This window comes from Hirschia litorea, from assembly GCF_042665075.1.
GTDB classification, from domain to species: Bacteria; Pseudomonadota; Alphaproteobacteria; order Caulobacterales; family Hyphomonadaceae; genus Hirschia; species Hirschia litorea.
This window is the reverse complement of record NZ_JBHTBR010000005.1, coordinates 343735-365480: the sequence shown is the minus strand read 5'-3', so window position 1 is coordinate 365480 and position 21746 is coordinate 343735. Positions and strand designations below refer to the sequence as shown.

Annotated in this window: 20 protein-coding genes and 1 tRNA gene; 12 read left to right on the top strand and 9 right to left on the bottom strand. The window is 47.0% G+C overall.

What is annotated here, in order from left to right:
- Positions 1–32: 32 nt before the first annotated feature.
- Complete coding sequence (gene recA / locus ACFQS8_RS10500; RefSeq protein ID WP_382167286.1) at positions 33–1127, top strand: recombinase RecA; 1095 nt, start codon at positions 33–35, stop codon at positions 1125–1127.
- A gap of 215 nt (positions 1128–1342) precedes the next feature.
- A complete protein-coding gene (alaS, locus tag ACFQS8_RS10495) occupies positions 1343–4033 on the top strand; it encodes an alanine--tRNA ligase (protein ID WP_382167285.1) in 2691 nt (896 codons plus the stop codon).
- Here alaS and ACFQS8_RS10490 read toward each other — a convergent pair.
- From ACFQS8_RS10490 to ACFQS8_RS10480, 3 genes are read right to left on the bottom strand one after another with little or no spacing between them, the layout of a single operon-like run.
- Positions 4030–4773, bottom strand: coding sequence for a pseudouridine synthase (locus ACFQS8_RS10490; RefSeq protein WP_382167284.1), 744 nt, complete (start codon positions 4771–4773; stop codon positions 4030–4032). The genes alaS and ACFQS8_RS10490 overlap by 4 nt on opposite strands.
- Positions 4770–5696, bottom strand: coding sequence for a class I SAM-dependent methyltransferase (locus ACFQS8_RS10485; protein ID WP_382167283.1), 927 nt, complete (start codon positions 5694–5696; stop codon positions 4770–4772). The genes ACFQS8_RS10490 and ACFQS8_RS10485 overlap by 4 nt, the downstream gene beginning before the upstream one ends.
- 21 nt (positions 5697–5717) lie before the next feature.
- Positions 5718–6095, bottom strand: a complete 378-nt coding sequence (locus ACFQS8_RS10480; RefSeq protein ID WP_382167282.1) for a nuclear transport factor 2 family protein — start codon at positions 6093–6095, stop codon at positions 5718–5720.
- A gap of 147 nt (positions 6096–6242) precedes the next feature.
- Here ACFQS8_RS10480 and ACFQS8_RS10475 point away from each other — a divergent pair, with 147 nt between their 5' ends.
- A complete protein-coding gene (locus ACFQS8_RS10475) occupies positions 6243–7295 on the top strand; it encodes an aspartate-semialdehyde dehydrogenase (protein WP_382167281.1) in 1053 nt (350 codons plus the stop codon).
- Positions 7296–7458: 163 nt separating this feature from the next.
- Positions 7459–8364 carry an EamA family transporter RarD gene (gene rarD / locus ACFQS8_RS10470; RefSeq protein WP_382167280.1) on the top strand — a complete coding sequence of 302 codons (906 nt, stop codon included), beginning with the start codon at positions 7459–7461 and terminating at the stop codon, positions 8362–8364.
- 250 nt (positions 8365–8614) lie between these two features.
- Here the strand turns inward: rarD and ACFQS8_RS10465 are convergent, their stop codons facing one another.
- The 3 genes from ACFQS8_RS10465 to ACFQS8_RS10455 form a co-directional block, all read right to left on the bottom strand.
- Positions 8615–9796, bottom strand: a complete 1182-nt coding sequence (locus ACFQS8_RS10465) for a serine hydrolase domain-containing protein (protein WP_382167279.1) — start codon at positions 9794–9796, stop codon at positions 8615–8617.
- 100 nt (positions 9797–9896) lie between these two features.
- A complete protein-coding gene (locus ACFQS8_RS10460; protein ID WP_382167278.1) occupies positions 9897–10772 on the bottom strand; it encodes a bifunctional hydroxymethylpyrimidine kinase/phosphomethylpyrimidine kinase in 876 nt (291 codons plus the stop codon).
- Positions 10769–11245, bottom strand: coding sequence for a GNAT family N-acetyltransferase (locus ACFQS8_RS10455; protein WP_382167277.1), 477 nt, complete (start codon positions 11243–11245; stop codon positions 10769–10771). The genes ACFQS8_RS10460 and ACFQS8_RS10455 overlap by 4 nt, the downstream gene beginning before the upstream one ends.
- Positions 11246–11395: 150 nt before the next feature.
- Between ACFQS8_RS10455 and ACFQS8_RS10450 the strand changes: the two genes are divergently transcribed.
- From ACFQS8_RS10450 to ACFQS8_RS10430, 5 genes are all read left to right on the top strand, one after another.
- Positions 11396–12298: an HpcH/HpaI aldolase/citrate lyase family protein gene (locus ACFQS8_RS10450; RefSeq protein WP_382167276.1), complete on the top strand. Its 903-nt coding sequence runs from the start codon at positions 11396–11398 to the stop codon at positions 12296–12298.
- A gap of 91 nt (positions 12299–12389) precedes the next feature.
- The gene (locus tag ACFQS8_RS10445; RefSeq protein WP_382167275.1) at positions 12390–12737 is read left to right on the top strand and encodes an ArsC/Spx/MgsR family protein; all 348 of its coding nucleotides are present in this window, start codon (positions 12390–12392) and stop codon (positions 12735–12737) included.
- A gap of 78 nt (positions 12738–12815) precedes the next feature.
- A complete protein-coding gene (locus ACFQS8_RS10440) occupies positions 12816–13913 on the top strand; it encodes a MaoC family dehydratase (RefSeq protein ID WP_382168596.1) in 1098 nt (365 codons plus the stop codon).
- Between the two features lie 88 nt (positions 13914–14001).
- The gene (locus tag ACFQS8_RS10435; protein ID WP_382167274.1) at positions 14002–14421 is read left to right on the top strand and encodes a hypothetical protein; all 420 of its coding nucleotides are present in this window, start codon (positions 14002–14004) and stop codon (positions 14419–14421) included.
- A 2-nt stretch (positions 14422–14423) separates the two neighbouring features.
- A complete protein-coding gene (locus tag ACFQS8_RS10430; protein ID WP_382167273.1) occupies positions 14424–15008 on the top strand; it encodes a thymidine kinase in 585 nt (194 codons plus the stop codon).
- 16 nt (positions 15009–15024) lie between these two features.
- Here the strand turns inward: ACFQS8_RS10430 and ACFQS8_RS10425 are convergent, their stop codons facing one another.
- Complete coding sequence (locus tag ACFQS8_RS10425; RefSeq protein WP_382167272.1) at positions 15025–15687, bottom strand: hypothetical protein; 663 nt, start codon at positions 15685–15687, stop codon at positions 15025–15027.
- A gap of 26 nt (positions 15688–15713) precedes the next feature.
- The gene (locus ACFQS8_RS10420; RefSeq protein WP_382167271.1) at positions 15714–16634 is read right to left on the bottom strand and encodes a tetratricopeptide repeat protein; all 921 of its coding nucleotides are present in this window, start codon (positions 16632–16634) and stop codon (positions 15714–15716) included.
- A gap of 191 nt (positions 16635–16825) precedes the next feature.
- Here ACFQS8_RS10420 and ACFQS8_RS10415 point away from each other — a divergent pair, with 191 nt between their 5' ends.
- The 3 genes from ACFQS8_RS10415 (at position 16826) to ACFQS8_RS10405 (ending at position 21629) form a co-directional block, all read left to right on the top strand.
- Positions 16826–17242 carry a VanZ family protein gene (locus ACFQS8_RS10415; protein ID WP_382167270.1) on the top strand — a complete coding sequence of 139 codons (417 nt, stop codon included), beginning with the start codon at positions 16826–16828 and terminating at the stop codon, positions 17240–17242.
- Between the two features lie 125 nt (positions 17243–17367).
- Positions 17368–18708: a hypothetical protein gene (locus ACFQS8_RS10410; RefSeq protein WP_382167269.1), complete on the top strand. Its 1341-nt coding sequence runs from the start codon at positions 17368–17370 to the stop codon at positions 18706–18708.
- On the top strand, positions 18708–21629 hold the full coding sequence (locus tag ACFQS8_RS10405; protein ID WP_382167268.1) for a polysaccharide biosynthesis protein: 2922 nt from the start codon (positions 18708–18710) through the stop codon (positions 21627–21629). The genes ACFQS8_RS10410 and ACFQS8_RS10405 overlap by 1 nt, the downstream gene beginning before the upstream one ends.
- 37 nt (positions 21630–21666) lie before the next feature.
- On the opposite strand, the gene ACFQS8_RS10400 is transcribed toward ACFQS8_RS10405, so the two are convergent.
- Positions 21667–21742, bottom strand: a tRNA-Arg gene (locus ACFQS8_RS10400).
- Positions 21743–21746: the final 4 nt, after the last annotated feature.

The following is a 21746-nucleotide window of genomic DNA, read 5'->3' as shown; positions in this document are numbered from 1 at the left end:
TTCAGTGTGCGACATATGATGGAGAATCAAATATGGCGCGTGCGTCTTTGCAAGTTGTGGAAAATAACGGAATGGATAAGCAAAAAGCCCTTGAAACGGCTCTGGGTCAAATTGAGCGCAATTTCGGTAAAGGCTCTATTATGCGCTTGGGTGATAATGCTTCAATGGATGTTGAAGCTGTATCTACTGGCTCCCTGAGTTTGGATATCGCGCTGGGTATAGGTGGGCTTCCTAAAGGGCGCATCATCGAAATATATGGGCCCGAAAGTTCTGGTAAAACAACGCTTGCATTACATTGTATTGCGGAAGCACAGAAAAACGGAGGTGTTGCTGCGTTTGTGGATGCTGAGCACGCTTTGGACCCTGTTTATGCGGGTAAACTGGGCGTGGATCTTGGTGACTTGCTTGTCTCTCAACCTGACACGGGTGAGCAATCGCTCGAGATTGCCGATACGCTTGTGCGCTCGGGAGCTGTCGATGTGCTTGTGATTGACTCTGTGGCTGCATTGACACCACGTGCTGAGCTTGAGGGTGAGATGGGCGATAGCTTGCCTGGTTTGCAGGCGCGTTTGATGAGCCAAGCGTTGCGGAAACTTACTGGGTCTATTTCAAAATCAAAGTGTATGGTGATTTTCATCAACCAAATTCGTATGAAAATTGGTGTGATGTTTGGATCTCCTGAAACCACAACAGGTGGTAATGCTCTAAAGTTTTATTCATCCGTGCGCTTGGATATTCGTCGGATTGGGGCCTTGAAAGATCGCGATGAAGTGATTGGTAACCAGACTCGCGTAAAGGTGGTGAAGAATAAGGTTGCACCTCCATTCCGTCAGGTTGAGTTTGATATCATTTATGGTGAAGGTATCTCTAAAACCGGTGAGTTGATTGATCTTGGTGTAAAGGCGGGCGTTGTTGATAAGGCGGGGTCTTGGTATTCTTATGGGTCTGAGCGTATTGGCCAAGGCCGTGAAAATGCACGCACTTTCTTGAAAGCTAATCCAACAATAGCAGCTGAGATAGAAGATAAAATTCGTTCTGATGCAGGTTTGATTTCGGAAGAAATGCTAGCCGCAGGTCAGGCCAATATTACAGATGAAGAAGACCCGGATGTGGCTGTAAACGAATAGATTTAGTTTATAGAGGCAAAACGACGTAGAAATACGTGGTTTTGCTCTGAAGAGCATTCATGATTTGGCCAAACCACTTGGCCAAATCATATCAGCACTATATATCGCGGTATGGAATTGATTTGCTCCGCGTCCTGAACAGGCTTTTCTGACAATAAATGTCGGTTTGTTCCTTGGTCGCGTAGCGTTTTATGCACGAATTTAGGAGTGCCCGAATGTCTGATACGACCGCAAGCTTTAAAGCCAACTCGTCAAATAGTGTGAATGGCGTGCGGTCTCAATTCTTGGAATATTTTAATTCCAACGGACATGCGGTTATCCCTTCAGCTCCATTAGTGCCGCAAGGAGATGCAACGCTTCTTTTTGTCAATGCGGGCATGGTGCCGTTCAAGAATTTGTTTACAGGAGCTGAAACACCTTCAAATTTAAGGGCTACTTCCTCGCAAAAATGTGTGCGTGCTGGTGGTAAGCACAATGATTTAGATAATGTTGGTTATACAGCGCGTCACCACACATTTTTTGAAATGCTTGGTAACTTCTCTTTTGGAGATTATTTTAAAGCTCAAGCGATTGAGCATGCGTGGAATGTGGTTACCAAAGTTTTTGGTCTTCCCGTGGAAAAACTCGTTGTGACAGTTTATTCTGAGGATGAAGAAGCTGCAGCACTTTGGAAGAAAATTGCAGGCTTACCTGACAGCAAAATAATTCGCATTTCAACGTCAGATAATTTCTGGTCGATGGGGGACACAGGTCCGTGTGGTCCTTGTTCTGAAATCTTCTATGATCACGGCCCAGATGTGTGGGGTGGCCCTCCAGGATCTCCAGAAGAAGATGGCGATCGCTTTATCGAAATTTGGAATCTTGTGTTTATGCAATTTGATCAATCTAGCGATGGATCACGCGTAAACTTGCCTAAGCCTTCTATTGATACAGGTATGGGACTTGAGCGTATGGCGGCCGTGCTTCAGGGCGTGCACAATAATTATGAGATAGATCTGTTTCAGAATCTCATCGCCGCAGAAGAAGATATTTATAAGCAAAAATCCAATGCCGAGAATATTGGTTCATTGCGAGTTATCTCTGATCATTTGCGTTCATCCGCTTTTTTAATAGCTGATGGTGTTACCCCGTCCAATGAAGGACGTGGCTATGTGTTGCGCCGGATTATGAGGCGCGCAATGCGCCATGGGCATTTGCTAGGTTCGGACCAGCCTACTATGCATAAGCTTGTACCAGCACTCATTGGGGAAATGGGCGCTGCATATCCGGAACTTGCCCGCGCTCAAGCTGCTATAATCAATACATTGGAACAAGAAGAAGGGCGTTTTCAGCGTACATTGGGACGCGGTCTTGCTTTGCTTGAAGACGCCACATCCAGTTTGAGTAAGGGTGATGTATTGCCCGGGGAAACTGCATTCAAGCTGTATGATACTTTTGGTTTTCCTGTAGATCTGACCCAAGATGTATTGCGATCTAAAGGAATAGAAGTGGATGAGGCCGGCTTTGCAGCATCCATGAAAGAGCAACGTGAAAATTCTCAAGCAAGCTGGCAGGGAACAGGTGATTCCGGTGCCTCTAAGATTTGGTTTCAGGTGCGAGATGCGCACGGTGCCACAGAATTTCTTGGTTATAGCGACGAAACATCTGAAGGCGTTTTGAAGGGTATAATTGTCGACGGAGAAATGGCGCAGGAGCTTCGTGAAGGAGATAAGGCCGAGCTCGTTTTCGATAAGACACCATTTTATGGAGAGTCTGGTGGACAGGCAGGTGATCGAGGAGAAGTTCGCTTTGCAGGTGGCGCTGTTTTCCGAGTTTTAGATACTCAAAAGCGCGCAGGAGACGTTTTTGCTCACATTGGTGAGATGGTGACGGGTGATGTTAAGGTTGATGCCAAAGCATTGATGGAAATTGATAGCGTACGCCGCTCCAACATTAAGGCTAACCATTCAGCAACGCATATTTTGCATGCCGCGCTCCGCAATAATTTGGGAGACCATGTCACTCAAAAAGGTTCACTTGTTGAGGAAGACAAACTTCGTTTTGATTTCTCTCACTCTGGTACACTCAGCCAGATAGAGCTTGATAAGATTGAAGCAGAAGTGAACGCAGTGATCCGTCAAAATAATGAAGTATCAACGCGTGAAATGGCTCCTGAGGCTGCAATTGAAGCAGGTGCGATGGCATTGTTTGGCGAAAAATACGGAGATAGTGTTCGCGTGTTGGCCATGGGTGAGGCACTAGAGGGCGGAGACAAAGCCTACTCTGTTGAGCTTTGTGGAGGCGTACACGTCAAGCGCACAGGTGATATTGCTGTTTTTGCGATCACAAATGAATCGGGGGTATCAGCAGGTGTGCGCCGAATAGAGGCTGTTACAGGTGCGGCTGCTCTTGAGTTCTTGAAAGGTAAAGTGGCGATAGCCCGCTCCATTGCAGATAGTTTGAAATCAACTATTGAGAATGCACCGTCTCGCGTTTTGGCGCTGCAAGAGCAAAAACGCGCCTTAGAGAACGAGCTCTCAGCAGCTAAGAAAAAGCTGGCCATGGGGGCTGGGTCTGGTGGCGCAGCTGAGGGGCCGGAAGAGATTAATGGTGTCAAATTACTCGCTAGAATAGCTGAAGGCGTTCCTGCAAAAGATTTGCGCGGTTTGATTGACGATGCCAAAAAGCAATTGGGGTCCGGAGTCGCGGTGTTTATTGCTGTAAATGATGGCAAGGCTGCAGTTGCGACAGGGGTCACCAAAGACCTTACAGACAAGATTAGCGCTGTTGATCTGGTTAAACTTGCAGCAGAGTGTGTGGGCGGTAAAGGTGGCGGTGGACGCCCCGATATGGCGCAGGCAGGCGGTCCCGACGGGGCAAAAGCAGCTGAAGCCGTAGAGGCGGTACGAGCATTCCTAAAAGGCTAAGTGAGTGGGCTAAATATGGTGTTTATGTCTTCATTAGACATAAACCGCCACTGGCCCGCTTTTAAGTCTTCAGGGAGATGTAGGCCGCCAATGCTGAGGCGGTGCAGAGCGTTTACATGATTGCCCTGCGCTGCAAACATACGCCGCACTTGGTGGTAGCGACCTTCATGTAGGGTCAATATGGCTTCTCTGGAGCTGATAACCTCCATTTCTGCAGGTAGAAGAGGTTTATGTTCACTCTCCAGCATAAGAGTTCCGGCCGCAAAAATTTCAACTTCATCACCTTTTAGGTCGCGGTCTAAAATGACGTGATAGCGTTTAGGCGTTTCAGTCTTAGGTGAAGAGACGCGATGGTTGAGTTGTCCGTCATCTGTGAGCAATAATAAGCCTGAAGTATCTTTATCTAGACGCCCTATGGGAGATAGAAGCGGATCTCGTTTGTCCCATCTGGAAGGAAAAAGTTCATTGATGAGCGTTCCAGAGTCTTTGCGGCTACAGGTCACGCCCACGGGTTTGTGTAACATGATGGCAAACCCAGGAAGTGGATCTATAGGGGTGTTGTCAATAGTAAGTCTGTTTTGTAGATTTTCTGAAGGGGGGAGTTTCTCGCTTGCGCTCTTTAATGGTTTTCCTTCTAGGAGTATGCGCCGCGAACGGACAAGGGCATCAATCTCCTTGCGCGTGCCATAGCCCATATTGGCCAGTAGTTTATCCAGCCTGACGGGCTTACTCTTGCTCACTTAATTGCCTCAATTACTTTAAAGCCATGGGAGTCTGCACGTGGTGTAAAGGATTTGAAATGGGTGTTGATGGTGCGTTCATAGGGCAAGTGTCGATTGGCAACTAACCAGCATATTCCGCCTTTACGGAGCATTTGGCTGGCGCGCGCCATGAAGGCTTGGCCAAGCCCATGATCTTCTTCTCCAGCATCATGAAAGGGAGGATTCATTACGATAAAATCCAGTCCTGTGATATCTTTGGGGCCAAGTCGGGCATCTTGCCACAAAAATTTGATGCGATCATCTTGCACGTTTCGGAATGCCATTTCGATGGCCCTGCGATCAATGTCGATCAGGGTAAGCTCTGTTACTTTTTCTGATTGCAGAACATGATGTGATAGGAGACCGAGACCGCACCCAAGATCTGCGCCTCGTCCCGTCAATTCGGGTAAATGCTCCATCAATAGTAGAGAGCCGGGGTCGGGGCGGTTCCATGAAAAAATTCCAGGTTGGCTCCAGAGTGCCAATTCTTCGTTTAATTGTGGCCCGTTTTCTTCGATAGCTGCTTGAATGAGTGAAGGGTCGCTGGGTGGATTGCAGCTAGCAACTTTTTGGTGCTTTTTTGATTCGATGCTGACATTGGTGCAGCCAAGTAATTCCAAATCAGATTTTAACCGCAGTCCACCTTTTTTCTTTGGTGCTATCACACATAATTGTCCTGTAGGTTTTAAGGCGCGTAAAGCATGTGCAAGCACAAAGCGGCGCTCCTGTGTTCCTGCGGGAGCTGCAATGGCAAAATAATCCAGCGTAGAATCGGGACTTTCAGCGATATCCGCACTCTCTGGAATAAGGGGGGAGCACTGTTTTGCATCTGTGGGAATTGAAACAAGTTCAGTGTCCGGTGCGCCATAAACGCCCGCAATAATATGTGTGGTCTGTGTCATATAGTTATATAATTCAGCTGGTTATGAGTAGTCGCAGATGCGAACAATAAGGCCGTTTTCAACTTCAAAAATCGTGGCACCGCGAATAGCGACTTGATCGCCTGGCATTACGCCATCACCTAATTCAGCTAAAGCTGTGCCTGTAAAGACGGTTTCAGCGGCGACGCGATTGCCATCAACAATGATGGAGGCGAGGCGATGGGAGCGATCTTTGAAAGCTGCCATTGTGCCGGCAAGAACTTCGCGGACTTGGTCTTTGCCTTGTAGACGCATAGAGCCACGCGGGTTCATGACCGTCTCAAACATGACATTATTCGCACAGCAGGCTAGTACGCCGTCAATGTCATCGTGATTGCTTAGTGTGACGTAGCGCTCTATCAAATCTGCTATACTAGTCATTGTATCTCCTAATTATTGCTGTGACCTATTTATACCACAGCGTATAACTTCGTCATATATGATGCATCAACCTTTGCATATATGCTTAAAATGCGCTAGATCGCCTCCTCTAAAGCATAATAAGATAGTCTATTGGAGACCCCCCCTATGGCTCTTCGTGTCGCCGTACTCGGCGCAACCGGCAATGTCGGTCGCGAAATGATGAATATTCTGGATGAACGTAAATTCCCAGCAGACAGTGTTGTCGCTGTTGCGTCTCGTCGTTCTAAAGGCTCTGAAGTGAGCTATGGCGACAAGATTTTGAAGTGTCAGGATATTGAACAAGTGGACTGGTCTGAGTTTGATCTCTGTCTGATGTCTGCTGGTGGTTCAGTTGCGAAAGAGTGGGCCCCAAAAATCGCAAATGCGGGTTGTATTGTCATCGACAATTCATCACACTTCCGTATGGACCCTGATGTTCCATTGATTGTTCCTGAAGTGAACGCTGATGCGATTGAGGGTTACACGAAGAAAAACATTATTGCGAACCCGAATTGTTCAACGGCTCAATTGGTTGTGGCATTGAAGCCATTGCATGATGCTGCTGGCATTGAACGTGTTGTGGTATCCACTTATCAATCTGTTTCAGGTTCTGGAAAAGCAGGTATGGATGAGCTTTGGAATCAAACGAAAGGTATTTTCGTAAATGATGCGCCAACGCCTGAGCAATACACAAAACAGATAGCTTTTAACGTTATCCCGCACATTGATGTGTTTATGGATGATGGTTTCACAAAAGAAGAATGGAAAATGTCTTCTGAAACCAAGAAAATTCTAGACCCAAAAATCAAACTTACAGCGACTTGTGTGCGTGTACCGACTTTTGTGGGACACGCTGAAGCTGTGAACATTGAAACTGCAAGGCCTCTTTCGGCTAAGAAGGCGCGTTCGATCCTGAAAGAAGCTGATGGTATCGTTGTTGTCGATCGTCCAGAGGATGATGGTTATATCACGCCAGTGGAATGTGTTGGTGAGTGGGCAACATTTGTGTCGCGCATTCGTGAAGATGTGACTGTTGAAAACGGTTTAGCCTTCTGGTGTGTGTCCGATAACCTTCGTAAGGGTGCTGCTCTTAATGCGGTTCAGATTGCGGAGTTGTTGGTTGAAAATGGTGCGCTGAAACCTGACAGCCTAAAGCCTGGCGCAATTGATAAAGTATAGTTTTCTCAAGGATTGAGAGCTTAATTTTGAAAGGCCGGGCAGAAATGTCCGGCCTTTTTATTTTCAAATCATTGATGTGAATAATCGTCATTAGCCAAGCACGTCTGGTGCTTTGGTTGTGATGGTCATAGGTGGAGATATATGGAAAAAGAGAGATGATGCGATGAACATGAAATCAACATCAGATGCGCAATTTGGTTTGTTTGCAGCTATTGGTGCATACTCTCTTTGGGGTTTTTTACCTCTTTATTTTAAAATATTAGAAAATGTCCCTCCATTGACTATGCTAACCCAGCGCATGGCGTGGTCTGTGCCGACGGGACTTTTACTGGTCGTGCTAGCCGGACGATGGAAAGATTTTGCGTTTATTTTTAAAACGCCGCGCACTCTGGGTTTACTGATCATCTCAGGCGCGTTGATGGGGTGTAACTGGCTTATTTTTATATGGGCGGTTCAGAATGGACGTATTCTGGAAGGTAGTTTGGGGTATTTTATAAACCCGCTTTTCAGCTTTGGCCTTGCTGCGATATTTTTCAGTGAACGTTTTTCAAAACTCCAAATCTTAGCGATTATTCTGGCAGCCATTGGTGTGCTCAATCAAACAATTGTCGTGGGACAATTTCCTTGGGTTGCTATATCGCTATGTGTGACGTTTGGATTTTACGGTGTGATCCGTAAAAATGTTGTGGTTGATAGTCGTGCTGGCTTTCTCTTAGAAGTCTTGTTGTTGTTTCCTTTTGCGATTGCATATCTCATATATGTTTGGACACACGGGGGCGCGCCAATTGCGGACACGACGCGCGACAGTATTTTGGTATCATTATCAGGTGTTGTAACGGCAGCGCCGCTGATTTTGTTTGCTCTAGCAGCAAAGCGTTTGAGATTATCGACTGTCGCGATAATGCAATATATTGGGCCAACAATTCAGTTTTGTGTGGGGCTTTATTTTGGAGAAGCTTTTACGCAGGGGCATGCTGTTACATTTGGCTTCATATGGGCTGGTGTTTTGATATTCTGCATTAGCGCATGGCAAAATGGTCGACGTGCTAAAATTATCGCTGCTGAATAAAGCTGTTTTGAGATAAAAAAATCCCTCGTGCCTCGCTATTCAAGGAGGGACGAGGGATAAAAGGTAGCCATGAAGTTCGCTGCGAAGCGAATTCCCTTTATAGGTTTCAAGTAGCGTGCCAGTTTTCTCGTCATGGGCGAGTGCTAATAGGTCGCAAATCTGGATTATTCCCAGATTTTGGATCGTTTTAGTCTTTGAATGTTATTGGTGCGTATGAATGTGTTCGATTATGAGACAGAAGCGTCTGTTTCTATAAGCAACTGTATAATGCACTGATAAGGCGTTGCGAACGCTCATCTGTTTGCAATTGGTTAGACTGACGATTCATTACATAAGCTGCTGACAGGTGGCGGTCTGGATCGCCAAGCCCCATTGAGCCGCCCCAACCTGCATGCCCTAGTGTATCAATATTAGGGCCGTAAATGCGGTTATTATTGCGCATGACACCCGCTGCAAATTCGATCTCATAGGGGAGGATACGATCTTGCCCAAGGCTGCGGCGTTTTGAAAATGCTTCAAATTGGCCGTCTGCATTGATGATATTGTTATTGCCTATGCGGCCTTCATTCGCGAAAGCAGAATAGAGGCGCGCCACGGCTTTGGCCGTGCCATGACCATTCGCGGACGGGATTTCCATAGTGCGCCATTCGGAACCGCCACGATTAGGGGATGCCCATTTTGTAAGAAAGGCAGTTTTTCGAAATTCGTTGAGTTCACCTAAATCGGGTGCCTTTGTCGGGCGGATAATCTCTGAGACACGTTCATGTTCACTCTGCGGTGTACCGATCCAAAAATCGATAATTTCACGATTAGGGTCTGCGCCGTCAGCATTGGTGATTTTGTTTTTGAGTTGTGTACCTAATGTTTTGCCTGACACGCGCCACACTAATTCAGCGATAAGATATCCCCATGTTAAGGGGTGGTAGCCTGAGCCGGTGCCTAAAGCCCACATGGGAGGCTGATCGGCGAGGGCTGCGGCAAGTGCGTGACTGTCAAACCAGAGGTCTGGATCTATTTCTGAGACAAATCCGGGTAGGCCTGCTTGGTGCGATAGCATTTCACCAATGGTGACATTCTCTTTGCCGTGCGCCGCAAATTCAGGCCAAACCTCTGCAACGCGCACTTCGTATGGATCGTCCAAATGTTCAAAAATTTCCATGCATGCTGTGAGGGCTGCAATTGGTTTTGTGGTTGAATAGATGGGGACGAGTGTATCAGCTGTCCAAGCTTGGGTTTTGCGGCGATCTTTCCAGCCACCTGTCAAATTGACAACAAGTTCATCACCGATATAGGCGGCGAATCCGGCACCAAGTTCTTGTAGGTCAGAAGCGGAACGTTCTGAGCCTGCAGGAAGGTCAGAGAAATTGTGCTCAAATGCGTCCTGAACAGCTTCAAAGCCCGGCGCGACATATCCAGAAATGTTATGTGTCATAATATCTTGTTTCAATGCATTGGCCCTAGCGTCAAGACTTTTTCAAGATTTGACGCTAGATTGAGAATAATGTTGCTTTTTAGTGACTTAATACGCGCGTTCAATGCAGGCGAGTGATCTGTACTTTGTGGGGCGTGCGGATGATATTGCCAGATGCCGCTATTGGGAGGTCTTTCAATTGTTGTGTAGTGGCAGCATCAATCACGCCCAACGTGCCACCGATAGAGCGAGCGAGTGCGTCTTTTGGTTCGTAGTTTTCACAAAGGGCTGCTGCCAAGAGCAAAGTCGCTAAATCGCCAGTACCGTGGGGTATATAGCCTTGGAGTTTCGGGGTTTCACATAGCCAAGCGGCATTGTGTGCTTTTTCAATATAGAGCGAACCTAATCCGATTTTTGTGGGTATTGAGGTTATGAGTGCATCGCATGGCAAAGCATGGCTAGCTTTCCATATGTCTTCTGGCGTGATGAGTGAATGAATATCTGTACGTGTAAGATAGGCAAATTCCCATAGATTAGGAGTGATAATATCGGCGCGTTGGATTAGATCGTGACGTATCGCATTGGCTGTATCCTCCCGAATATAAAGGCCTTTTTCAGTATCTCCCATAATAGTATCAACGATGATGAGTGCTTTAGTGGGCGGAAGCCAAGGTTTTGTGTCTGGACGTTTTGTGGCGCGGACTTTGTCGATCGTGGCTGCGGCTACATGCACTTGTTCAGGAGAGGCAAAATATCCGGTAATTAAGCCTCGGCATCTGTCAAATTCTCCATGCGCTTCAACACCTTCGAGCAAAGATGCAAGCCGATCTGCTGGAACTGCACTGCCGCCCGGGGAGCCTAAACCAGGGTGACGACCAAGCAGAGTTGTGGGTGCTAGTGCGCAGTCAATGCCCAAATGCGCAAGCGTTGCTGGTGCTATAGAACCGCCGACGCTAGATGTTGAAACAAAAGAAGAAATGACGAGAATTTGTGTCATATGAGATCCTTGCGGGCGCTAAAATTTGTAAGGCCCACCCCATTTTTTACGGGGAGGTTTTGCGCCAATATTTTGAAACCACGCTTTTCGAAGAAGGGTCGCGCGACGAGACTTACGTCTGAGGTGATAGCCTGTACGTCGTGTGCTAGGGCATATGTTTCCAGTGTGCTATAGGTCTGCGATGCGGCTCCTTTGCCTGAGCACCGTGGGTGTGTGTAAGCAAAGTCGAGGTGTGCATTGGAGGTCAGTGACATGATGGCAGCTAGCCCAGAATCGTCTGAAGCTGTGAAGAGGATTTGCCCTGCAAAACGCATTTTTGCAGCATCGCCTGCATAGGGTTCAGGTGCCCACGCTTGCAATTGTTCTTTGGAATAATGTGTATGCGCGAGGCCGTGAATGCTATCGAAGATTAATTGCCCGACGCTATCTAAATCTGCGTTTTCTGAGGGAAGTATCTCAATGTGATACGTCATTTTGTGCATCCCGATTTTCATCTGTTCTAACTTCAGTCTACGCAAAAAATGCTTTTCGCAATAGAGACAAAAGGGGCGGTTATAAATTCGAACTTGCTGCACCGCACAATTTTCTGTTAAGCTCGCTAAAAAGATACGGGAAACGATCATATGACTATCAATGCATCTTCACAGTCCGGCATGCGTCCACGTCGCTCATGCCTTTATATGCCGGGGGCTAATGAGCGGGCCTTGGAAAAGGCCAAATCAATTCCTGCAGATAGTTTGTTGCTCGATCTTGAAGATGCCGTGGCACCAGATGCAAAGATTGAGGCGCGTGATCGTGTGTGTGCTGCGGTCAAGGCGGGCGGGTATGACCAGCGTGAGGTCATTATCCGAATTAATGGGCTTGATACCCAATGGGGGATGGATGATTTAAACGCTGCTGTCGCGGCTGGGCCGGATGGTATTCTTGCGCCAAAAGTTTCCACATCAGATGAGGTGCTTGCTTTAGATACTGCTTTGAGTCAGGCGGGGGCTAAACCCGATTTTGCATTGTGGATTATGATTGAAACACCGCTCTCAATTTTGAATTTAAAAGAGATTGGGATGTGCGCACACTCTACAAGGCTTAACACGTTTGTGATGGGTACAAATGATTTAGCGAAAGACATGCGTGCACTTATGACGCCGGACCGTATCGCCTTTCAGGCACAGCTCTCCATGGCTGTGACTGCGGCACGTGCTTTCGGGATAACTGCAATAGATGGCGTATATAATGATATCAAAAATGAAGCCGGTTTGCAGGCAGAATGTGAGCAGGGGCGCGTTTTAGGGTTTGATGGTAAAACTTTAATACATCCAGCTCAAGTTGAGATGTGCAACACAATTTTTTCTCCATCTGAAGCGGACATTACTCAAGCAAAGGATGTGGTTCAAGCTTTCGCTGATCCGGCCAATTCAGGAAAAGGCGTGTTGAAGGTAAATGGTAAAATGACTGAACTTCTACACCTTGTGGAAGCTGAGCGCATAATTGCTATGGATAATGTCATAAAATCTCAAAATCAGGGCTAGCCTAGACCAAAGAGCGCGTTAGTTTGCGGACAATTGAATTTAGGGTTTGGCGTAAATTATAGAATGCGCTGCAGATTAGAGAGATGCTTTGATGACTTATATTCTCATTCATAACCCCGCTTGCTCGACCAGTCGTAAGGGCTTGGCCCTTTTAAGAGAGCGCGGGGTTGAAGTGACAGAGCGCAAATATATGAATGCGTCTGGACACTTATCTGAACCAGAATTACGCGATATTGCCGAAAAACTGGGAAATGTGTCCCCGCGTGATTTTTCACGTCCGAAAAACATTATTGCAGAAGGTTTAGACCCTCAAATGTCGGATGATGAATTGTTTGCGGCGATGGCTGAGAACCCCAAATTTATTCAGCGCCCAATTTTAATTAAAGATGACAAAGCGGTTTTGGGGCGCCCAATCGAGAAACTGCTAGACTTAATCTAGCGATCAAAATTAAACGTCCGCCTTTGAAGGGCAGCGTGATGAGGAGACGATCCAATGAATCAATCACTTAAAGATGCTATGGCGGGCGCTTTTGGGGCAGACCTTGTGCAGAAAATAGATGCACAGTCCAAAGTGAAATCTAATGCAGGTAACTTCTTTGAAGATTTTTTCGTTGGAATGCAGATTATACACCCAACCCCAAAGACGATAACAGAGGGGGATGTGGCGCTGTATACAGGGCTGACTGGGAGCCGGTATGCATTGTTTTCAGCTGACCGTTTTGCGCAGGATTGCGGATTAGAGTCTGCACCGATTGATCCATTGCTGGCGTTCCATGTTGTGTTCGGGAAAACGGTTTCTGATATCTCTTTAAATGCAGTCGCTAATCTTGGATATGCGGATGGCGTGTTTGTGGCACCGGTTTACCCTGGGGATACGCTTCGTTCCGTCTCTGAAGTTGTAGGTGTTAAAGAAAATTCAAATGGGAAAACGGGTGTAGTATATGTGCGTACGTCAGGTGTGAACCAAAATGACGAATTAGTGCTTACATATATTCGTTGGGTTATGGTGAAGAAGCGTGATGAAGGCTTTCCAGCGCCTGAGACGGTTATTCCCGAACTGAGTGATTGTGTGCCTGCTGATAGCCTTGGTATGCCTATGATGGACGCTGAGGGCTGGGATTATCAGCTTGCGGGCAGCGAACACGCATTTGAAGATTATGAAGTGGGTGAAAAGATCGACCACATAGATGCATTCACTGTGGAAGAGGCCGAACACCAGATAGCGACGCGTCTTTATCAAAACACGGCGAAAGTCCATTTTAATCAGCATGAACAAGCTCAGGGCCGATTTGGAAAACGCTTAGTCTATGGGGGAGTTGCAATTTCGCTTGCGCGCTCGATTGCATTCAATGGCTTGGCGAATGCGGCTCAAATTGTTGGGATAAATGGCGGTACGCACGTGAACCCGTTATTTGCTGGTGACACAGTGTATGCTTGGTCAGAAGTTCTTGAAAAGGCAGATGTATCTGAAGGGTTTGGTGCTTTAAGATTGCGGTTGGTAGCGACAAAAGATCTTCCGTGTGCATCATTTCCATATAAGGATGCGGACGGCAAATATCTTGAGAATGTTATTCTGGATTTTGATTATTGGGCAGCCATTCCTAAGCGCACTTAATTTCATAGTTTAAGCTGATAACTTGATTGCAATCGCCTTAGACACAAGGTTAGTGTGACTTTTCTGTTTTGCTTTCAAGGCGTTTTTTATGGATTCATTTACAATAGCGGCAATCGCCATTGCTGTGTTTTTGTCAGCTATTGTGCGCATTATTCGCACAGACGCAGCGTGGAAAGCGGTGGATGAAGGCTATGCAAGCGCTGAACATCTTCAAGATTTAACAGGGATATTGAAACGCTCTGGTTTGCAAGATGTGTTTGGTCCGCCCACTATGGATGGTATCTTCCATACTTCTCGTGACAGTGTGATACAGGCGCGCCGCCTGACAGGTCACCTTATGGGTAATCTCCGCTTTGATGCTGCTTCTATTGTGGTGGCTATATTGGTGTTGGTCTGGAAGCCCTATGGTGGCATGGGGGCAATATTGGATTTAGCTATTTTTTGCGCATTCTTATATCAGCTTGCAGGCTGGGGCGCGACGGCAATGTTGATGAATGATAAGAGCTAGATATGGCAAAACTCTATTTTAATTACGCCGCAATGAATGCTGGTAAATCAACCTTGCTATTGCAGGCAGCATATAATTACGAAGAGCGTGGCATGACGACATTTTTGTTGACGTCATCCTTATATGCAGATGATGAAAATGGAGCGATCTCATCGCGATTGGGGTTTGGTCGAAGTGCTGTTTTGTTTGATAGCGACACATCCGTTTGGGATGTGATTGAGACGCAGCATGGGCAACACGCAATAGATTGTGTTTTTGTGGATGAAGCGCAGTTTCTATCTGCGAAACAGGTTTGGCAATTGGCACGCGTTGCGGATCGGCTAGGCATTCCAGTTATGTGCTATGGTTTGAGAACAGATTTTAAAGGCGAGCTTTTTGAAGGCGCTTCACAATTGCTGGCGATTGCGGATCATTTAAGAGAAATACGAACGATTTGTCATTGTGGATCAAAGGCGACAATGGTGCTTCGCAAAGAAATCGGTGGAAGTATTGTGAAGCAAGGCGAGCAAGTGCAAATTGAAAAGACGCAATATGTCTCTTTATGTCGCAAACATTGGGATGATGAAATCGGGATGGATGCGCATTAAGCGCTGTGGCTCGATTTTAAATGGATGTTAAAGCCCAAAAAAGGGTGAGCGAGTATACGGCCATCATAATGGCAGCTTTCAAGAGCGCTAATCCGGCATGTGCGCGCACAATGGGAACGCTAGCCGTGGCAGCAATTTGAGAAATTGCATCTGCGATCTGGTTGGAAATATCTTCCTGAGAGTAGCGTGATAAAGCAATCCAATACCGCACTTTGGCATCTTTAGTTTGCTCCATGACTTGTTCATAGGCTTTATCAAAGACGTTCGCAGCGACCATTTCGCGAAGCCCTTGGAATAAATTCCATTTGTGAGTGCGGCTGAGCCCCCATATTTGGCTTGCGCTTGGAAATAGTACCCAAGCATCACGTATCAAAAATAAGACGAGGGAGAGCGTTACAATATAGCCAAGTGCTTGGAGGTCATACACGCCCATATAATAGAAGCTAATGATTATCGCGATAAAGCCGACCTTGAATAAAAGATTACGGACAAAGCCGAGTAATTGCTCCGCAATAATGGATTTAACCTGCGTTTCTAGGTCTTCAATCGCGATGTCTTGCGCTTCTGCAATTTTGCTTTCGATTGTTTTTTCTATTCTCTTATCAATTTGATTGCGTGCAATCGCTGCGCCGCCTGTGAGGGCTGCTGCTGCCAGTCCGAATGCGCGAAAAATTGACATGGTAGAATGTGGGTCGCTGTCTCGTTTTATTTAGCGGCGCTACATTCCAGTATATCTTCAAAAACCGGATGACGCGGCGCTAATTGTTGGGCCTTTGTCTGTGCATCCCATGCTTCTTGGCATTTTCCAAGGGCTGCTAGTGTCATTGCTTTATTAAAAAAGATATCGGGGTTCTTGGGGTCTAATTCTAGAGCAGACTCGCAAAAAGAAATGCCTTTTTCTGGCCGCCCCATACGGGTAAGCAGCAAGCAATGGCTGCTTAGAAAAAGAGGATTTTCTGGCTGACCGCTTACAACAGTCGCAGAGTAAATTAATGCAGCCTCAAACTGCTCAATGCTGGCCAAAACACCTGCACGGCGAGCCGCATCCATAAGTGATCCAATGGGCAGTGTTTGGTATCGGTGTAAAATATCATCCGCTTCAGGTAGGTCTAAATGGGCGGAAACTGGCACGAGCACCTCAAGCAAAGGCTCTAGCAATTCTTCATCCAGAGTAATGTTTTTTCCGGCACCGAGTTGGTTTTCTTTGATCCAGCGGTATGAGAATTTGACGTGATTGGCTGCTTTCTTATTTTCACCCACCCGCCAATAAGTGCTTGCCCGTAGAGCATGAGCGTATGCGTCTAAACTATTGGGGCCGCCATCAGCTGGTGTACTCAGATCAAAAAAGCGGGCGGCAGATTGAAAATCACCGTTGAAGTAGGCCTGCGCGCCAATATTGGAATAGGCAAGCATGGAAGCTTGACTACCTGGATCTGCTTGGCGGGCGCATTCGACCCATTTTTCAGGCGCGTCAAAGGCTTCTAAACAGGGTTGAGGAATAGCAGTTGTCGATTCCTCAGTATCGGTTTGGGGTGCTTGCGCCTGTGCAAATGCGCTATGAGGCAGCATATAGGCTGCTATCAAAGACATGATAGCCATTTTCGTTGGACGCAGCACTGCGATCATTTGCAATCTCCAAAACCAAAAGCATGTCGAGCAAGTTAGGTTACACTCAATGTCGACGATTTGATGTGTGATATGAGCATATGTTCCTGCATACAGGCAAAAATGTGTTCGTCACTGCTATTTTAACCGTAAATTTCAGGTGCGCATTCATAAAAAAATCAAATTTGACATGTCATAAGAAGCCCATGTCAATGTCATCACAAACTCTACCTCAATTTCTATTGTTTGCCGCTGGAACAGTCTTCGGTGGTTTAGTCGCGTTCTTTACGTGGGGAATGCTATCTCCGGGTGATCCATCAGCCGCTTTTTTGCCAACGATAGTTCCGCATCAAGATAAATTTTTGCATTTCATCGCGTTTGGAATGATGGCTTTTCCAGCTGGGATTGTCTTGCCTAGACGGTATCTGGGGTTTGTGTTGATGAGCCTTGTGGCATTGGCTGCTGGAATGGAATTTGCGCAAGATGCGAGTCGGTTGGGTCGTCAAAGCTCTTGGGTTGATTTCTTGGCAAGTAGTCTTGGGGCGTTGGTCGCTTGCGCCTTTTTGCTGCTATGTCGTCGCGCCTATGGGCGTAAACGTGACAAGCAGACAATCTCTGCAGCTGAATAGCGCTGTTGCAAGGTTTCCCTTAGGGGAGACTAAATCCTTAAAATACTATTTCTTTAGTTGTCTGCCTCGCCATCATGGTTAATATGGTCCTTAGTATCGTATAAGCTGTCAGGTTGGTGGGACATATGGCCGGCAAGAATCAGACGTATTGTGGATATGATGAAGAAGATGCTGATAGCATCGACGTCATCTTGATAGCACCATACCAGCCCGATGAACGGCTAGAATTTGATCGTTTTCTCGTTGAAGTTATCGGCCCCGCAATTGTGCGTGTGGAGAAAAAATCAGGTCGTACAGTTCAAGTCGCCGTTTTAAATGATTTGCTCGAAAATGAAGATATTAGCCACGAGTTTATTTATCGTGTGCTCCATTTGGCTGATATTGCAATTGCGGATGTAAGCGCAGCAAATGGTGAATTGGATGCGCGTGTGTTGAGCGCGTTTTCCATCCGCCAATCACTCACTGCGAAACCTGCAATTCCATTTACACGAGACCCTCAACCAAGAGATTATCCATTTAATTTGCGTGGGTTAGTCTTGAATGCTGCTTCTGAAAATGCACGTGTAAATGCGCAAGCTGTTTTGTTTTCTCATATTCTTGCCGCCTTTGAAGGAGAGCCCAAAGGTACATATGTGAGTGATGTGTATGCGAGTTTAAGCGCTTTACGAACTGACCTCCGAGGATCACGAGGTAGCGCTGGTGTGCATCCAACATATGAAGAAATTGGATATCAACCCACACATTCGCGTCCCAATGTACGTCCGCCACGTTTTGAAATCGCTATGGGTGATTTGCGGTTAGTCAAAAATGTAGATGTGTGGATCAATCCAGAAAACACACATATGGAAATGGCGCGTGTGTTTGATACATCGATATCGGGTATTGTGCGGCATATGTCTTCAAATTGGACCAATTCGGGGACACGTTCAGATGATTATATTCGTCGAAAGCTTGCCGAAGAAATGAAGGGTGAAGTCGTTGCGCCCGGCGCTGCGCTCATGACTTCATGCAAGGGACAATTGCGTGATGTGCATTTTGTGAAACGCGTTGTGCATGTGGCGGCGGTTGCTGTGAATGATGATGACCCTGGGTGTGGCTATAGTGCGATAGATGATGTTGGCGTTTGCTTGTCGCAAGCTTTGCAACGCATTCAGCAACATAATCTAAGTTGGATGGGACGGGGGCATAACCGACTTGCCAGCGTAATTACGCCGCTTTTAGGCGTTGGATCTAATCCAGAAACAGCGTTTAGAAATGTGCTTTCTATGCTTGCACATGCTGTACGGTTTTTTGATTCAAATCCCGATTGTTTGATCGAGCGATTTATTGTGCTGGCGTATTCTAGTGAAGATCGCCGTCTGATTAGGAAGGCACTTAAACGGATACCACAATTGCAGAATTTATCTGCATCTGGTGGTATGTCGTGTCACATTGGAATGGACGATTTTCCCTCTGGTGGTGCCTAATGAGTATCGCATTTGAGAAAAAAATCGGAAGCGCGAAAGAGGGAGAGATATCTTCTATTGACGCTGAAACACGTCAGAAACAAGCGCGCCGTAAATTTAGAAGACTAAAGTCTAAAAATGACTTGGGCTTTGATATGGAGCGTTCAACATATTGGAGCCGTTGGCTGACAATATGGAATGTGCTTCGTCCGATCTGGCCGTTATTTGTTGCTAATTTCTTTGTCTGCGTCATCGCTTTTGGGACAGATCAAGGTCGTGAAGCTGCTAAGTTTGCTATGACCTATTCGGGGCATTATCCATTTGTGCGTCCTATCGCGACGATGTTGGCTTTGACGTGGTTTGCTATTTCAATGCATGAGGTCTGTTTGCGCGCGATTACGCGAGATTATCCGTTTTCTGCACGTGCAAACCCGATATTGAAGACAAGATTTATCGTGTCTTTCTTAGTGTCGCTTATCACGCCATTGGTGTTTTTTATATTCTACGTCAATACGTTAGTGGATGTATCGGGCAATGATCCAACAATAATGCAGGGGTGGGATTTTGAGAACATTCTCTTTCCCGGCTTCTATATGGATCGGGTTTTAATGGTGTTGGTTGGCGCAATAGCTGTGTCCGCTACTTATGACGGGTTTGGCTATTATTTCAGACACCGCATCGTGCATTTTTCGAGACCGATAGAACGTATCGCACTGAATTTGTTTCCGGTATTGTTGTTCGTCTATCTTGGAATGCTAGCCTGGAATTTTGTGTTTGCACCTGTGTTTTGGTTGCTTGTGGCTATGGTTCAATCTGGGGGGATGATCGAGGAAGCAACAGGCAGGCAAGCGGCACGCACAGGGACAATATTGACCGCTATTTCGCTAGTGGGATCGGCATGTGTGATCAAGGCGTTTCATCGCATTAGTGTGCGTCGGCACTATGCCAATTTCCATCAGTTTGTGGTGTTTCGGCGTTGGCACAATTGGGTGATGGGGACACTTTTTGTGATTTCGCTGGGGATGGCGATTCTATATCTTGTATTGCCGGGCACTATGGCATCTCTGTTTGGGCCAGTGTTTACCTTGCTTGCTAGTGTGGGTTTGTTGGCGGGGATATTCACGCTTTTAGCTATCTTAGCGTCTCACCATCACGGCTTTCCAACGATTATTGCTGTTGTGTTTTTGATGGGGTTAGGGCCTGTTTTGGGGCCGGTGAAGTTTCATAATGTGGCGCTTACTGAACCTGAGGAGGGGCTCAGCATGGCGTCTGATCCCCGTCTGCCTACCCATCCGGACCTGCCGATCATGGAGGATGCTGTGCGTCTGTGGCGTGAGAGCAGGCCAAGTGATGCGCCTGCGGTCGTCGTGTTGGCAGAAGGTGGTGGTATTCGCGCAGCATTACATACTGCAAGCTTGCTCTCCTGTTTGGATGAAACGCTTGGCGGAGAGTTATACGACAATCTTTTCACAATGTCGGGTGTGTCTGGCGGTGCGGTAGGCGTGGGCAGTTATTTAGCCGCGCGGGCTGATGGCCTTGCGCAGCATTCCGTGATGAAGACGGGAGATAGCTGGTATGAAAAAGGGTGTAATTTTGACCTTGAAAAAAGACGGGGCGAGTTTGTTGCGACTGACATCATGTCTGCGCGCAATCTTTCCGAATTTTTGCAGGCAGATTTTTTCTCACCCGCACTTGCAGGATTAGTCTTTCGTGATTTTCCGCAAGACATCTCGATCATTTGTGTCGCGATTGATTGTGGGTTTGCTGACCGTGCCAAGCTGTTTGAAGATGCGTTTATCAAAACCTATCGAATGATGGGCGATAGGCGCAGTATGAAACAAACTCAAAAGGCTTTAGCGCCAGGATATGATGGGGATTGGTTTGCGGCTCCGTTTCTGGATGTGGTGAAAGTTGCCAACCAAAGGGCAAGCGTAACCGAGGGTGGGCCTATCGTCTTTCTCAATTCTTTTGATGCGAAATCTGGGCGACCTGCTGTGGTGTCAAATGTGTCGCTTGAAAGTGATGGATGGGCTGATGAAGCAAATTCCGGCGGGAGTGTTTATGGCATGACCAATTTGCTAGAAAAAATGTGTGGCGGGCAAAGTATTTCACTTGCTACAGCGGCTCATTTATCTGCGAGATTTCCGCTCGTGAGTCCGCCTGGTCGCTTGGAAATTGATGAGTGTAAAACGCGTGCTGAACACGGTGTTGAACCTGTAGAGGGGGAACGCAAAGAGGCTGGAATTGGATTGTATGTAGATGGCGGGTATTTTGATAATTCGGGTGCATCTTCTTCTCAAGCTGCGCTCAAATTGCTCCGCGAACAAGACCGCGATCAATGTTTGAACGATATCGCTGATGCGCAAAATGGTGGCGTGAAGGCGATCCGCAATTGTGTAAGGCCGGTGATCGTGTTGCACATTGTGCACCGCTCTCACGCAGGCAAGGATTTGGAGACGCGTCTCAGTCCATTCTATGAATTTGCGACACCGGCCGAAGCTGTGATGGCGGCGCGCGGCGTTCATGGAGATGTGCCGATCCAACGCCTATGTGAAAGCGCGGCGGGACGGATTAAAGCACCTGTGGGGTGTCGCAAACTCAATGGCTGGCTCGCGGATGAAGATTTAGACGTGACCGAAGAAGAGTATGCGCAAAAGCTGATTTATAACCGTGATGTTGTGTTTGAAACATGGGTCGATGCGGATTCAAATACGGCTGCACCGCGTTTGATTTGGATGCGCTCACCCTTGCAGTTTGCAGCTGATGTAGATGATGTGGGGGTGCGTTTGCCCCTAGGTTGGTTGTTGGGGGAAACAGGGCCGACAATTCTCAAGCGGGTGAATGCGCATGTTGACCGTATGCGAGCAAGCCTTGGATGTTATGTGCGAGATGATTATTCGCCTGATACATTGGTGCAATGTCAGGGCGCTGCGCTGAACTAGGTCGCGGAGATCAGGAAAATCGAGGGTATGAGATACGTGGCGTCCCCGGCAGGACTCTAACCTGCGACCTGCCGCTTAGGAGGCGGCTGCTCTATACTCTGAGCTACGGAGACACGC

Excerpts from the sequence above, each read along its gene's own strand:
- recA (WP_382167286.1), top strand. The coding sequence starts at position 33 with ATGGCGCGTGCGTCTTTGCAAGTTGTGGAAAATAACGGAATGGATAAG.
- alaS (WP_382167285.1), top strand. The coding sequence starts at position 1,343 with ATGTCTGATACGACCGCAAGCTTTAAAGCCAACTCGTCAAATAGTGTG.
- ACFQS8_RS10485 (WP_382167283.1), bottom strand. The coding sequence starts at position 5,696 with ATGACACAGACCACACATATTATTGCGGGCGTTTATGGCGCACCGGAC.
- ACFQS8_RS10480 (WP_382167282.1), bottom strand. The coding sequence starts at position 6,095 with ATGACTAGTATAGCAGATTTGATAGAGCGCTACGTCACACTAAGCAAT.
- ACFQS8_RS10475 (WP_382167281.1), top strand. The coding sequence starts at position 6,243 with ATGGCTCTTCGTGTCGCCGTACTCGGCGCAACCGGCAATGTCGGTCGC.
- rarD (WP_382167280.1), top strand. The coding sequence starts at position 7,459 with ATGAACATGAAATCAACATCAGATGCGCAATTTGGTTTGTTTGCAGCT.
- ACFQS8_RS10465 (WP_382167279.1), bottom strand. The coding sequence starts at position 9,796 with ATGACACATAACATTTCTGGATATGTCGCGCCGGGCTTTGAAGCTGTT.
- ACFQS8_RS10460 (WP_382167278.1), bottom strand. The coding sequence starts at position 10,772 with ATGACACAAATTCTCGTCATTTCTTCTTTTGTTTCAACATCTAGCGTC.
- ACFQS8_RS10455 (WP_382167277.1), bottom strand. The coding sequence starts at position 11,245 with ATGACGTATCACATTGAGATACTTCCCTCAGAAAACGCAGATTTAGAT.
- ACFQS8_RS10450 (WP_382167276.1), top strand. The coding sequence starts at position 11,396 with ATGACTATCAATGCATCTTCACAGTCCGGCATGCGTCCACGTCGCTCA.
- ACFQS8_RS10445 (WP_382167275.1), top strand. The coding sequence starts at position 12,390 with ATGACTTATATTCTCATTCATAACCCCGCTTGCTCGACCAGTCGTAAG.
- ACFQS8_RS10440 (WP_382168596.1), top strand. The coding sequence starts at position 12,816 with ATGGCGGGCGCTTTTGGGGCAGACCTTGTGCAGAAAATAGATGCACAG.
- ACFQS8_RS10435 (WP_382167274.1), top strand. The coding sequence starts at position 14,002 with ATGGATTCATTTACAATAGCGGCAATCGCCATTGCTGTGTTTTTGTCA.
- ACFQS8_RS10430 (WP_382167273.1), top strand. The coding sequence starts at position 14,424 with ATGGCAAAACTCTATTTTAATTACGCCGCAATGAATGCTGGTAAATCA.
- ACFQS8_RS10425 (WP_382167272.1), bottom strand. The coding sequence starts at position 15,687 with ATGTCAATTTTTCGCGCATTCGGACTGGCAGCAGCAGCCCTCACAGGC.
- ACFQS8_RS10420 (WP_382167271.1), bottom strand. The coding sequence starts at position 16,634 with ATGATCGCAGTGCTGCGTCCAACGAAAATGGCTATCATGTCTTTGATA.
- ACFQS8_RS10415 (WP_382167270.1), top strand. The coding sequence starts at position 16,826 with ATGTCATCACAAACTCTACCTCAATTTCTATTGTTTGCCGCTGGAACA.
- ACFQS8_RS10410 (WP_382167269.1), top strand. The coding sequence starts at position 17,368 with ATGGCCGGCAAGAATCAGACGTATTGTGGATATGATGAAGAAGATGCT.
- ACFQS8_RS10405 (WP_382167268.1), top strand. The coding sequence starts at position 18,708 with ATGAGTATCGCATTTGAGAAAAAAATCGGAAGCGCGAAAGAGGGAGAG.